General features: G+C 58.1%; 14 protein-coding genes and 1 tRNA gene. 9 read left to right on the top strand and 6 right to left on the bottom strand.

From position 1 onward, the window contains the following. Window positions 1-93: 93 nt before the first annotated feature. Complete coding sequence (locus KUF55_RS07705; protein ID WP_218818488.1) at window positions 94-588, bottom strand: single-stranded DNA-binding protein; 495 nt, start codon at window positions 586-588, stop codon at window positions 94-96. Between the two features lie 273 nt (window positions 589-861). Between KUF55_RS07705 and KUF55_RS07700 the strand changes: the two genes are divergently transcribed. Continuing rightward, window positions 862-1707 (top strand): aldo/keto reductase, encoded by an 846-nt coding sequence (locus KUF55_RS07700; protein ID WP_218818487.1) that lies wholly within the window; start codon window positions 862-864, stop codon window positions 1705-1707. Here the strand turns inward: KUF55_RS07700 and KUF55_RS07695 are convergent. Further along, the gene (locus KUF55_RS07695; protein ID WP_218818486.1) at window positions 1704-2855 is read right to left on the bottom strand and encodes an MFS transporter; all 1152 of its coding nucleotides are present in this window, start codon (window positions 2853-2855) and stop codon (window positions 1704-1706) included. The two genes, KUF55_RS07700 and KUF55_RS07695, sit on opposite strands and share 4 nt — an antisense overlap. Before the next feature lie 282 nt (window positions 2856-3137). On the opposite strand from KUF55_RS07695, the gene KUF55_RS07690 reads away from it, so the two are divergent. After that, a tRNA-Arg gene (locus KUF55_RS07690) sits at window positions 3138-3214 on the top strand. A gap of 61 nt (window positions 3215-3275) precedes the next feature. Here KUF55_RS07690 and KUF55_RS07685 read toward each other — a convergent pair. Continuing rightward, window positions 3276-3722, bottom strand: a complete 447-nt coding sequence (locus tag KUF55_RS07685; RefSeq protein ID WP_132363431.1) for an Lrp/AsnC family transcriptional regulator — start codon at window positions 3720-3722, stop codon at window positions 3276-3278. Window positions 3723-3906: 184 nt separating this feature from the next. Between KUF55_RS07685 and KUF55_RS07680 the strand changes: the two genes are divergently transcribed. Both KUF55_RS07680 and KUF55_RS07675 read left to right on the top strand, forming a co-directional pair. Next, window positions 3907-4671, top strand: coding sequence for a LysE family translocator (locus KUF55_RS07680; RefSeq protein WP_218818485.1), 765 nt, complete (start codon window positions 3907-3909; stop codon window positions 4669-4671). A 95-nt stretch (window positions 4672-4766) separates the two neighbouring features. Continuing rightward, window positions 4767-6215: a DUF5129 domain-containing protein gene (locus KUF55_RS07675; RefSeq protein WP_218818484.1), complete on the top strand. Its 1449-nt coding sequence runs from the start codon at window positions 4767-4769 to the stop codon at window positions 6213-6215. A gap of 98 nt (window positions 6216-6313) precedes the next feature. Here the strand turns inward: KUF55_RS07675 and KUF55_RS07670 are convergent, their stop codons facing one another. From KUF55_RS07670 to soxR, 3 genes are all read right to left on the bottom strand, one after another. Further along, window positions 6314-6943: a superoxide dismutase gene (locus tag KUF55_RS07670; protein WP_168151551.1), complete on the bottom strand. Its 630-nt coding sequence runs from the start codon at window positions 6941-6943 to the stop codon at window positions 6314-6316. A gap of 58 nt (window positions 6944-7001) precedes the next feature. After that, window positions 7002-7520, bottom strand: coding sequence for a flavin reductase family protein (locus KUF55_RS07665; protein ID WP_218818483.1), 519 nt, complete (start codon window positions 7518-7520; stop codon window positions 7002-7004). A gap of 92 nt (window positions 7521-7612) precedes the next feature. Continuing rightward, window positions 7613-8077 carry a redox-sensitive transcriptional activator SoxR gene (gene soxR, locus KUF55_RS07660; protein WP_218818482.1) on the bottom strand — a complete coding sequence of 155 codons (465 nt, stop codon included), beginning with the start codon at window positions 8075-8077 and terminating at the stop codon, window positions 7613-7615. A 119-nt stretch (window positions 8078-8196) separates the two neighbouring features. Between soxR and KUF55_RS07655 the strand changes: the two genes are divergently transcribed. The 5 genes from KUF55_RS07655 (at window position 8197) to KUF55_RS07635 (ending at window position 12824) form a co-directional block, all read left to right on the top strand. Continuing rightward, window positions 8197-9231 carry an AI-2E family transporter gene (locus KUF55_RS07655; protein ID WP_132365287.1) on the top strand — a complete coding sequence of 345 codons (1035 nt, stop codon included), beginning with the start codon at window positions 8197-8199 and terminating at the stop codon, window positions 9229-9231. Continuing rightward, window positions 9228-10682: a cardiolipin synthase gene (cls, locus tag KUF55_RS07650; RefSeq protein ID WP_218818481.1), complete on the top strand. Its 1455-nt coding sequence runs from the start codon at window positions 9228-9230 to the stop codon at window positions 10680-10682. The genes KUF55_RS07655 and cls overlap by 4 nt, the downstream gene beginning before the upstream one ends. 134 nt (window positions 10683-10816) lie before the next feature. Further along, complete coding sequence (locus tag KUF55_RS07645; RefSeq protein ID WP_132365285.1) at window positions 10817-11425, top strand: biotin transporter BioY; 609 nt, start codon at window positions 10817-10819, stop codon at window positions 11423-11425. 113 nt (window positions 11426-11538) lie between these two features. Further along, entirely contained in the window at window positions 11539-12201 is a 663-nt protein-coding gene (locus KUF55_RS07640) for an energy-coupling factor ABC transporter ATP-binding protein (protein WP_218818480.1), read from the top strand. Then, complete coding sequence (locus KUF55_RS07635) at window positions 12198-12824, top strand: energy-coupling factor transporter transmembrane protein EcfT (RefSeq protein ID WP_218818479.1); 627 nt, start codon at window positions 12198-12200, stop codon at window positions 12822-12824. Before KUF55_RS07640 ends, KUF55_RS07635 begins: the two co-directional genes overlap by 4 nt. Window positions 12825-12835 lie beyond the last annotated feature (11 nt).

Below are 12835 nucleotides of genomic sequence, written 5' to 3'. Positions count from 1 at the left end.
ATGGCACATGTTCCTGCACACATGAGTCGGCCACGGCGGTCAATCGCCGTGGCCGACCAGGTATCTGACGCTGTGTTCGATGCCGCAAACCCGCTAGGCCGCCTCAGCTTCTTTTCCCGATTCCTCTTCCGACCAACCGGTCTCGGCGAGCTCGTCATTTGACTCGTTGTGACCACGCGCTGCGGTTGTCTGGTGAGTTCGACCGTCGGCACCTTCTTCACTACCTGCGCGCCTCACCCGCTCGAATCGGCTGACTCCGAACCGTAGATCATGGCCCAACGCCATGGCCTCAATGTCCACGCTGAATCCGCGAGTGCCATCCTGGCGATCAAATTCGCGCACCTGCATCTTGCCGTAGACCACCACATGGTCACCCATGTGGATGCTGGCGAGCAGGTTGGTGGCCATGGCCCGAAAACAAGACACGGTGTACCAATTGCTGTGCACGTCGGCCCATTGCCCCGTTTCGGGATCCTGGCGGCGCTCGTTGCTCACCATCCGGAATTTTGCAATGAGAGTACCGCTGCTACCCGCGTTCTGGCGGGGCTCGGTTCCCACCACACCGCGCAACGTAATGTGGTCCGTCATGGTGCACTCCAATGTTCGACTGTTTGCAGGTACCTCCTGCTACATCACCTCAGTGTGCAAGCTTCTTGCCGCGCAGCACCTCGCTCCGTGAACCGGGTGTGGAAAACTCCTTTTGCCATCACGAGTCGCGATTTTCGGCCGTTGCCGTGCGGGGAACTGTCCGCGATTTCATGGTGCTGCCCGCTCGTACGCATCTTGAGCAAAGCGCCGGTCTCCGGAGTGCTGGGCGATGGCCCCCTATCGGGAATCTCGTTGGTGCCATAGCATGGCCAAATGTCAGATAATCATGCAGCGGTCCCACTTCGAGAACTCAACAATGGCGCATTTATCCCTTCCATCGGCCTTGGTACGTGGCCGTTGGATGACATTGCGGCTGGTGCGGCTGTCGTGCACGCCCTGGACGCCGGATACCGCCTGATCGACACCGCCGAGAACTACGGCAATGAGAAGGGCATCGGGGAAGGCATCGGATCAACGTCAATCCCCCGCGAGGAACTGTTTATCACCTCAAAGTTCAACGTGCAGTGGCATTCGTTGCAGGGTGTGCAGGACGCGTGGGAGCACAGCTGCCAGCGGCTAGGTGTGGAATACCTTGACCTATTCCTGATCCACTGGCCCAACCCGCAGGAAGGGAAATATGTGGCTGCATGGGAGGGATTGGTGAAGCTGCTCAAACGCGGACGCGTGCGCGCTATCGGAACCTCAAATTTCACCACCGGGCAGCTGCAGGAACTGATCGAAGCCACCGGAGTGGCCCCCGACGTCAACCAAATTCAACACTCGCCGTTTTGGCTGGAAGATGAACGCCTCGCCTTCCACGCCAAACACGGTATCCTCACCGAGGGCTGGGCACCATTGGGTCGGGGGAAGCATGATCTGCTGCAGGCAGCCCCGGTCTTGGCGGCGGCACGAGCGCACGATGTCACCCCGGCTCAGGCAGTGCTTCGCTGGCAGATCGAGCGCGGAGTTGTCCCAATCCCCAAGACATCGGATCCCAGTCGCTTGGCGGAGAACTTGGATGTCTTTGCTTTTAATCTTTCAGCCGAGGAAATTCTGGCTATCGATAGCCTCAACGGCACTGCCGATAAGCCGGCGGATCCAATGACTTTCGGGCACTAATTCACGCGCTGCGGCGCCTGGTGCAAAGCCGGCGCTGCAGTTGCCTTGGGCGTGATCAACAGCGTGAGTAGCAAGATGCCTGCTACCAAGATGAACGCGCGCAGTACTCCAAAGTGTTCACCGAGAAAGCCGAGCACCGGCGGCCCGATGAGCATCGATGAATAGCCAAATACGGCAACAATCCCCACGCGTCGCGGCCCATTGGTGGGATGCGCCGCGGCGACGCTCATACCCACGGGGAAACCCAGCGAGCCGCCCAGACCCCAGAGCACCGCTCCGGCGAATACCGCCCACGGAGCTGGCGCAACAATAAACAGGACAATTCCTGCCAAGCCGAGCACTCCCATAAACACCAGGACGCGTTTGTGACCCATCCGGTCGATCAACGGCCCACCAAAGACTCGGCCCACGGTCATCGCTGCCACGAATGCTCCAAAGACCAGCGCACCGGTTGCTTCGCTGAATCCATGGTCATCCACCGAGGCGATGGTCAGCCAGTCGTTGGCGGTGCCTTCGGCAAATGCAAGTCCTGCGACCATGAGCCCGATGAGCAACAAGTTACCCTCACGCATCAGCCCGGTCAGTCGCCGGTGCCAACAGCGGTGTTCCCCAGGCTTCTCGATCGATGGTTCGACGCTTGCGGCTCTGCCCGAGACATTGCGAACAAAGAACAGGCCGAGCCCCATGGTCAGCACGCCGGCTCCGGCAAAGTTCAGCATCACGTCGATGCCTAGTCGCGCGGCGCCCGCTCCGGCAACAGCTCCAACGATGGTCCCAAAGCTGAAGAAGGCGTGCATCATGGGCAGGATCGTCTTACCCAGAGAGCGTTCGAGTGCAGCTCCGTCAACGTTCATCATGACGTCGGTCGCGCTGAAAACGAAGCCGTAGACAACAAGAATGGCCATGGCGCTCACGGTGCTGCCAAGTGCCTCCGTAGCAACTCCCAGTAGAGACATAGCTACGCCCAGGGTTAGCAGGCCCAATCTAATGCCGCGCCGGATGCCCAATCTTGCCAAGATGCTCGGGGCGAAGGCCAGACCGCCGATCGATCCGACTGCCATCGAAAAGAGTAGGACTCCAACATCTGCGGTGGAGAGCTCAAGCTGTTCGCGTACTGCCGGAAGCCGTGCCACCCAAGTTGCGAACACAAAGCCGCACAAAAAGAAGATGCCGAAAATCGAGTTTCTCCATGTCATATGGTTCGTCGATGGTGGAGCGATGGATATTTCTCGAGATTGGTTCGGCACGGCATCCTCTCGTTTTCTTGGTGGCGGGCTGGCAGGTGATTCTGCGGTAGATGACACGCAAAGTTGACTCTTTCATCATACGTCGTGAGTAATTGCTTTCACCCCTTCGCCACCCTTCATATCAGAGTATCGCCAAGGGTGAAATATGAGTGACCGGCCGGTTTGGGCTATGATTCTTGTGCCGCCCCCGTAGCTCAGATGGATAGAGCAAGAGCCTTCTAATCTCTAGGTCACGCGTTCGAATCGCGTCGGGGGCACCAAATAAAAGCGGCACACACCAGAATTCCCTGGCGTGTGCCGCTTTTTTGTGTCGATGCGTAGTTAGATCGGGAGCCGGCCACCAGACTTAATGCTCTTCATAACGATCGTGCTGGTGAGCTTCTCCACGCCGGGTAACCCCACCAGAACGTCGTCATAAAAACGTTGGTAGGCCGGTAGGTCTTCGGCCATAACGCGGAGCAGGAAGTCAGGGTCGCCAAAGAGCCGCTGGGCGTCAATAATCGGACCAATTTCAGCGACTTCTTCTTCAAAGGGCTTCAGGCTCAGGCGGTCCTTGAGTGTCACAAACACCAAGGCCTCGAATCCAAGCCCCACCTTGGCCGGATCGACATCCACCCGATACCCACGAATGACACCGCTGTTTTCCAACTCGCGCAGCCGCCTGTGGCACGGAGCGAGCGTCAACCCCACGCCTTCGGCCAGAGCAGTGGCGGTCATTCTGCCGTCGTCCTGCAGTCGACGCAGCATAGCTCGGTCCATTCCGTCCATTGGCGGGCATCCATCCATAGATTTTCAAGCACGTCCCATTGCCGAAGCAAGATTCTTGCACAGTACTTACTGTATCAACTTATATCTTGCTCGATTGTGAATTTTTATGCGAGAACAGGCAAGCACATTTCGTCATTTTCTTCCTAAACTTGCCGGTAGATTCAAACGAAGAAAGTGATCCATCATGGAACTGAACGCCATACTTGGCTTCTTGGCAGTCTCATTCGCGCTAGCAATGACACCAGGCGCCGACTGGGCCTACGCTATCGCCGCTGGGCTGGGTCGATACCGCATGTCCTCCGCCATTGTGGGGCTCGGTGCCGGTTATGTTTTCCATACACTTCTGATCGTGGCCGGAATGGCTGCCTTGATCGTGAGCATGCCGCAATTACTGACTTGGCTCACTCTCGGTGGAGCCGCCTACCTGATCTGGCTAGGAATCGGCACCTGCAGGTCATGGCGAAAGGCCGGGTTCTCGGCCGATGCAGCGGTGAATCGAGAACGCCCCAGCGCCATGTCGACCAATGTTCCAGTACCCGACACCCTCGGTCGCACCGACACCATGGTCCTGACCCGCGTTCCTGCTCAAACTGTCTCAAAACATCAAGATCGCTTCTTTGGCCGGGCCTTCGTCCGTGGTTTGGGTACCAGCGGGACTAATCCCAAGGCCCTGCTGCTCTACCTAGCCCTCATCCCACAGTTCATCCACGCCGATGCACCGCTTCCGGTGCCGCTTCAGACGGCCATCTTGGGCACTAGCCACATGGTGCTCACGGTGTTCATCTACGCAGGTGTTGCTTTTGGTGCCAAAGTCCTGCTGCGTCAGCGCCCGACGGCAGCCCGCTTCATCACTCTGTTCAGCGGCATCGTCATGATTTCGCTGGGCCTGGTCCTCATTCTCGAGCAGGCTCCCGTCTTGCTGGACTTGGTTCGCTCGATACTGTCGTAGTTCACCGCGGCGCGCCACCACGAACGTACGGTCGATCGGTTGGGGTAATCCAGCTAAGGTGCAAAGCAGAGACTGCATCCGAGGAACGGCATAACATGCGAACGATATACACCACACTGGCCGTGGCGGCCCTGTTGCTATTGACGGGAGCGCCTGCGGCGCAGGCCGTCGCGGCGGCGGACATCGTCGTTGAAGACACTGCTGGATCATTGGAATCAAAGTCCTTGATTCCTGCCATCGAAGAGATCAATTTCAACGAGCCGACCAAGGTCGTCATCTATACCCGTGCCGGTGACCCCAACGACAACCTCAATGAGGAGGTGCTGCGTTTCGCCCGCGAAGCCCATCCCGAGTGGCTCAGTTCAAACCGGCAAGAATGGGCGGACTCGTTATTCATTTTTGCACTAGACACATCGGGGCGTCAGGTAGGCACCTACTTCGGAGAAGACCGCAAGGTCTCACCCAGTCAACGTGACGACATCCAAGAATCCACGAAAGAACTACTGCGCGAGGCTCAGTGGACCGACGCGACGATCGCGGGCGTTGAACGCGCAGCACAATTGATGAATCGCCCCTGGTACAAGTCTCCCGTGCTCTATATCTGGACGGGTATTCTCGTGGTGACTGGTGGCATATCGCTGGGCAGCACCCTGGCTGTCCGCAGAATCTATCGGAACCGCTCCAAAAAGGCACTGCAAACCGCAAATACCAGCTACGCGAACGTGAGCATGGATCTGGAAGTCACCGAGCTTAATGCCAAGACCATCAATAGTTCATCGCGCTACGGGAGCCTAGTTCTGGAAAAATACCGCGGTTTCATGGTTGCTTATGCACAACTGACAAAGCAGAGCCACGCGGCCGAGGCATTGACGACAAAAGACCTTAACAGCAAACGAACGGCACTTCTCTTAGAAAAATTCGCCACGAAAGCAACGGAGCTAGACCGCCTCGATGATGTCATTGCCGATACCAATATGTTGCTTAACATGGGATCGGGCTGGGGCGCAGCGTGGGATCGCCAGCTGGTTCCCCTACGCGAGGACCTCACCGCCATCCAACAACTCTTGGCAGACAAAGACTCTGATCCGCAATCCGCCTCAGCGCTCGCCCTGAGCAGATTTGAATCCTTGACGGCCATTCAAATGGACAAGTGGGCAGCCGATATTAGCTCCGGAGAGTTGACCCCGGAAGACGCACTGGACAAGATCGCTGCGTCCCGTGAAGAACTAACAGAACTGCTGAAGCAGCACTCCGAAACCATGATCAAAAAATACGCCAAAACGACCAAGGAGGCCGAACTCATGCGCACTGCCATGGGATCGGCAGATGCCTCAAAAGCCAGCGGAGCTTCGGAGCACAGCATTCTGGGAACGGTGTATCCTTCGACCAGATTCTGGTCGGTGATCGGCCTGAGTAGCGGTTTCAGGGCGGGCCGCTCCAGTGTTCAGGAAAGTCGCTCTCCTAGTACTTCTTCCGGCGGGAGCACCGGATACGGCTCCAGTGGTGGCAGCTTCTCCGGATCGGGTTCTTCATCGCGGTTCTGAGTTCGCACATTGCTCCTTGATAAATTGCACAAAAAGGCGGCTCTGTTAGCGGAGAAATTCTCCGGCTTCAGAGCCGCCCGACTTAGTTTTAGTGCCTGTTACTTGCCGGGGACGATCAGCTTCGCCGCACCAGCCCGCGCAGCATCAAAACGAGCCGACACATCCGCCCAATTCACAATGTTCCAGAAAGCCTTCACATAGTCGGCCTTAACATTCACGTAATCCAGGTAGAAAGCGTGCTCCCACATGTCCAACATCAACAACGGAGTCGTCGCCACCGGAACATTGCCCTGCTGATCATAAAGCTGCTCAATGACCAACTGGCCACCCAAGCCCTCAAAGCCCAACAACGCCCAACCCGAACCCTGCAAGCTCATCGCAGCAGCAGTGAAGTGCGCACGGAAAGCATCAAAAGAACCAAAAGCATCATCAATCGCAGCAGCCAACTCACCCTCGGGCTTATCGCCACCCTCCGGAGACAAGTTGTTCCAGAAAATCGAGTGGTTGGTGTGACCACCCAAGTGGAACGCCAAATCCTTGGACAACTTCGGAATCGCCCCGAACTCACCCTTCTCGCGAGCCTCAGCCAACTGCTCCAACGCAGTATTCGCCCCAGCAACATACGTAGCGTGGTGCTTGGAGTGGTGCAGCTCCATGATCCGCGCCGAAATATTCGGCTCCAAAGCGGCGTAATCGTACTGCAGCTCAGGCAAGGTATAAATAGCCAAAATGACTCCTCAAATCGTGTTTCGTGGACCCCAGAACACCCGGTTTTCGGGGGTCTGGTCAAGCGGTGAGGCGGGAATGCTCACCGATGCTGTGATAGCCGCGCCGGTGATAGACCAGCGGCGCGGCAAGGGATTCTCCGTCAAGGATCTCCATAACTGAGGCAACCACCAATGTGGCTGGCCCGGCTTCGACCCGGGACTCGATGGTGCAACGCAGGGCTGCTCCCACTCCGTGGATGAGTGGTTCTCCGGTGGATAATTCTTCCCACCGTTGGAGTTGCGCAAATCGCTGCGCCCCTGGACGAGAGAACAACGCGGCGATCTCGGCGTTGCTCGCTGTTAGCAGGTGAACAACTATGCTCTTGGCCTGAAGGATCACTTCGGCCGAACCCGCGACCCGGGCGACGCTGAAGGCCAGATACGCGGGATCAGCGGATACGGAAATCAGCGACGAAACGGTGATCCCGACCGGCCCCCGAGCTCCGCTGGCCGTGACGACAGCGACACCTGCGGGATGGTTCCCAAAGGCGAGACGAAATTGCTCGGCCACCAACTCGGACCGGTTCAGGATTTGCATGGCGGGTGTGGAGATCCTTTCATTGAGCATCCCCGCATGGGCGGGGACGACCTTCTACTCCCTCAACGCTAGAACCTCAACCAAGGTTGAGGTCAAATTGAGTCGTCATCCCTAAACAACCTGGCCCCACCAAGTTCATCGGCCAGTTTGTCGTTAGGGTTCACGAAGCCACATTCGGCCAATGAAAGGCAACCGCAACCAATGCAACCACCCAAACCATCACGCAGGGATTGAAGTTGGTGGATCCGCTCCTGCAAATCCTCACGCCATGCGGCGGAGACTTCCTGCCAGTCCTCCTTGAGGGGAGCAACATCGTTAGGCAGTCCAGCAAAGATCTCTCCGATCGACTTCAACGGAATTCCCGCCCGCTGGGCCGCGCGAATGACGGCCACCCGGCGTAGCACGCTACGGTCATAGCGACGCTGATTGCCGGCGGTACGCCGTGAGGCGATCAGCCCCGCACGCTCATAGAAATGCAAGGCCGAGACGGCAACCCCCGAACGCGCCGCTACCTGTCCCACGCTCAGGTCCTGCAATGTCCCATCATTCATGTCCATGTCTCTATTCTGCCCGTTTGCCGTTCAGCGCGCTGTATTCACCCAGATGTGATGATCGTCTACAGTCGTGCAAGTGGGGGGCATCCCTACACCGCACTCATACAAGGAGCGCCAGCAACATGAAACTCACCTTTCGCGCGGGGTTCGTGGTGACATTGGGAGTGCTGACTGCTCTGGCTCTGGGCGCGGCCGTCGTATCACTGACCTATGTACTGACGTTGGTATTCGTCTCGCTTTTCATTTCTCTGGGATTGGACCCGGTGGTGCGCAAACTCGCCGGACTGGGCATGAGCAGGGTTAGAGCAGTTTTCTGCGTCGCCGGCGCCATCGTTCTCTTCGGGGCAGCGGTCCTGTGCCTTATTGTCCCGCTGCTGGTGACCGAGGGCAGCGCGTTGTTAGTCTCATTGCCCGGCCGATTGGAAGGGATCGAATCCCAAAGCTGGTTCATGGCGCTGGATGACACGCTCGACGGCGCACTGGTGCCCGGCATCGAATGGTTACAGCGCGCGGTCAGCGATCCGGTGCTGTGGGTTGCTCTGGGTAATGGCGCGCTTAAAGCCGGTTTCGGTGTGGCCAATGGCGTCTTCGCGGTGCTCTTCGTGACGATGCTGACGCTCTACTTCGTCATCGGCTTGGATGCCATCAAGAATGGGTTCTACGACTTAATACCCGCCAGCCGGCGCGCTGCGGCGGTGGAAATTGCCGAAGAGATCGCCGCTTCCGTGGGCAGTTACCTCAGCGGCATGGCGATTCTGGCGACCATCAACGCGACCTTCACTTTCCTCCTCCTCACCATCTTGCAGGTTCCCTTCGCACCCGTTCTTGCGGTACTGGCGCTGCCGATCACCATGATCCCGCTGATCGGATCCGTCATCAGCACCGCGATCGTCACCGCAGTAGCCCTCTTCCATTCCCCAGGAACCGCGTTGGCGGTCCTGCTCGTCATGATTATCTATATGCAGGTTGAGGCCTACGTCCTGACCCCACGCGTGGTAGGCAAGGCGATCAGTATCCCCGCCTCCATGGTGCTGATTGGGGCCATGGCCGGTGGCACACTGGCTGGCCTGCTGGGCGCACTAGTTGCCTGTCCCGCCAGCGCGGCTCTCTTGCTCATCATCAAGAAGGTCATCGTTCCGGCGCAGGCAAACCGATGAGCGAGATCGATATCTGGGCGTTATTGCTCGGCATCACCCACGTGGTCTTGGGATTATTAGCCACGGTGCTGGTTTCTCGCAACCGCAAGCCGGCCGAGGCCATCGCCTGGGTCATGATGATCGTGTTTATTCCCTTTCTGGGCGTCGCTGCCTACCTGCTGATCGGTTTTGGACGACTCCCCGCCCATCGCCGGGCCAAGCAGCGCGAGGTCAATGAGCAGATGCTCCGCCGTACCGGTGACTCCTGGCCTAAAACTCATTCGCCTTTATGGCCAGACTGGCTCAGCTCCGCGGCCGAACTGAACATGGCGCTCGGCGCCCTGCCGATGGTGGGCGGGAATCGGATCACACTAAATGATGATTATCTAGGCACCATCAAGGAGATGGCCGAAGCCATTGATGACGCGCAGGAACATGTTCACGTTCAGTTTTACATCGGAGTTCTCGACGATGCCACAGCGCCGTTCTTTGATGCGCTGTCCCGCGCATGCGAACGCGGAGTGCAGGTGCGCGTATTAGTTGATCATGTGGCCTCGCTGATGTATCCGCGACGCAGAGAGACCATCAGGTTTTTGGATTCTATTGGCGCGCAACTACATCAAATGTTGCCGTTGCGTCCCTGGCGGGGGCAATGGCAACGTCCGGATTTGAGAAATCACCGCAAGCTTCTGGTGATCGACGGATCGGTAGGATTCACCGGTTCTATGAACCTCATCGAACCGCGGTACCACAAGGCCAAAAACATCCGACGCGGGCTCACCTGGCACGAACTGATGATGCGTATTGAGGGCCCTGCGGTACGTGAACTCGACGCTGTTTTTATCACCGACTGGTATAGCGAAACCGGAACACTGCTAGAGCTGCGCCCGCCGAGCAGCGGTGCACCAACGTGGAATGGAAATATTGATGCCCAGGTGTTACCCAGTGGTCCCAGCTTCGAAAACGACAACAGCCTGAAGCTCTTCACGTTGATGATCCATCAGGCCACAACGCGCGTTTCCATCACCAGCCCCTACTTCGTTCCCGACGAATCAATCCTGTTAGCGATCTTAACTACGGCAGCACGCGGAGTTCCGGTTGAACTTTTTGTCTCGGAGATCGGGGACCAAGCCCTAGTTCATCATGCGCAGCGTTCCTACTACGAGGCATTGTTGCGTGCCGGGGTTCGCATCTATCTGTACCGCGCCCCCAAGGTGCTCCACGCCAAGCATTTCTCCATCGACGACGAGGTGGCAATTGTTGGTTCGTCCAACATGGATATGCGCTCGTTTTCACTTAATATGGAAGTCTCGGTGCTGCTCCACGGCCCGGAACTGCTCAATAATCTGTTGGCAGTTCAGGACGGCTATCGGGAGCGTTCATGCGAGCTGCACCTCGAAGAATGGCTGGCCAGGCCGCTGTGGCAGCGCACTGCTGACAACTTAGCGCGACTGACTTCGATGCTCCAATAGGTCTTGTGTGACGAAATACTTGAACAGTGATCAAGATATTTGAACGACGTTCAAGTATTGTTCTTTTCAGCGTCATACTCCCTGCGGGCCGCCCAACGATTGGCCCCATTATTTCCACCGTCAGGAACCACACGATGACTTCACCCACGCAGCGGATCTCCGGAACTACTCCGCGCATCGGCGCCCGCGATCTTGCCCTCGTTTCCGTTTTCGCCGCGCTCATCGCCGTGCTCACGCTGGTCCCGGCCGTTCCGGTCGGCGCATTAGGTGTCCCCATCACCCTGCAAACCATGGGTGTGGCTCTCACCGCGCTCATCCTTGGATCCCTCCGCGGCTTCTCCGCCACCGGGCTATACCTACTAGTGGGACTGGCGGGAGTACCCATCTTCGCCAAATTCTCCGGCGGCGTTGGTTCCTTGGCCGCACCGAGCGCCGGCTACCTGCTGGCCTTCCCCATCGCCGCATTAGTCACCGGAGCCCTTGCGACACTCGTGTTACGCAAGGTACGCCGATTCCGCTTTCTCTTCCTGTTCTTGGCCGCCATGGGCGGATCGATTCTCATCATCCACCCGATGGGCATCCTGGGCATGAGCCTCAATGCGCAGATCCCACTGGGCAAGGCCTTCATCCTTGACATGGCCTATTGGCCGGGTGACGTGGTGAAGAACTTGTTGGCCGCCGCGATTGCCGTGAGCGTGTTCAAGGCCTTCCCCGCCTTCGCCCGCCGCCGCTACCAGAGTTAGTCCGCGCGGCTCGCGCTCAACCCACATTCGCTCCACACCACCAGCAGGGAATACCGTTAAGCGTGATCCGATTTAACCTTGCGGGCGTATCCATTCCGTCCGAAGACCCGTCTATGCCTGAGCGCACCGTCCTTTCCCCCTGCACCGTTGAACTCAGCGAGCCTCGGATCGCCGTCATCGGAGCCAACGGCTCGGGAAAATCCACGTTGCTGCGTTTGATCAATGGGTTGGTTTCCCCCTCTACCGGATCGGTGGACGTCCAGGGGTTTAACACCGTCGGGCAGGCCAAGGCGGTGCGTCAACGGGTGGGGTTTTTATTCACCGATCCGCTCTCGCAATTGGTGATGCCCATCGTGATTGAAGACGTTGAGCTATCGCTGAAGGCCAGCCACAAGAACCGTGCACAGCGCACCGAGGCCGCGCAACGCGCCCTCGCCACGCTCGGCCTTGAACATCTGGCTCACCGCAGCATCTACGACCTCTCCGGTGGCGAGCGTCAGCTAGTGGCTCTCTGCAGCGTATTGGCAGCAGGGCAGAGCATCTTGGTGGCCGATGAACCCACCACACTGCTGGATCTGGCCAATAACCAATTGCTTCAATCAACATTCGACGCACTAACGCAGCAGGTCATCTACGCCACCCATGATCTGGATTTTGCCGCCTCAGCCGACCGAGCACTGTTGGTTTCCAACGGACAGATCATCTTTGATGGTCCTGCCCCCGAGGCCGTGTCCACGTATCGTCGGCTGGTTCGTGATGGACGACTGACCCCGTGAGCGCCAACCACCAGATGTTACTGGGGCACTATCTGCCCGGCACCAGTCTGATCCACCGAGCCCCGCTGCTGGCTAAATACCTCGTGGTTCTCATCATCGGCGCAGCGGTGCTGATCTATCGAATTCCCGCGGTCGGCATCGGAGCTCTTTTGTTCGGCGTGGGCCTCTTTGCCCTCGCTGGCCCCAGGGTATTGCGCGCCTGGGTTGCACCGCTGCGTCAGCTCTGGTGGGTCTTCGCCATTTTGGGGATTTATCAAGCAATCCTTAATTCCCCGCTTTTCGCGCTGAGCCTCATCAGTGGAATGCTCGCGGTGATCCAATGCGGGCGTTTGATCCTGCTGACCACCACCCAGTCGGCACTGCTTGATGGACTCGAGGCAGCCGCTGCCCCCGTACGATTCATCGGCGGCAACCCTGCCACCATCGCCCTGGCTGTGGCACTAATGCTCCGCAGTATTCCGGCCATTGCTACCTCCGTACAAGATCTCACGGACGCCGCCAAGGCCCGCGATATCAAGCGCAACCCTGCCATTCTTGCCGCTCCGGTGGTCATCAACACCGTTGCCTACGCCCAGCGCACGGCCGATGCATTGGCCGCGCGTGGAATCATGGAACGCAACTAAGCCTCCCCACG

The organism is Paeniglutamicibacter sp. Y32M11, assembly GCF_019285735.1.
Classification (GTDB): domain Bacteria; phylum Actinomycetota; class Actinomycetes; order Actinomycetales; family Micrococcaceae; genus Paeniglutamicibacter.
The sequence above is the reverse complement of the archived record's forward strand: the minus strand, read 5'-3'. Positions and strand labels throughout refer to the sequence as shown.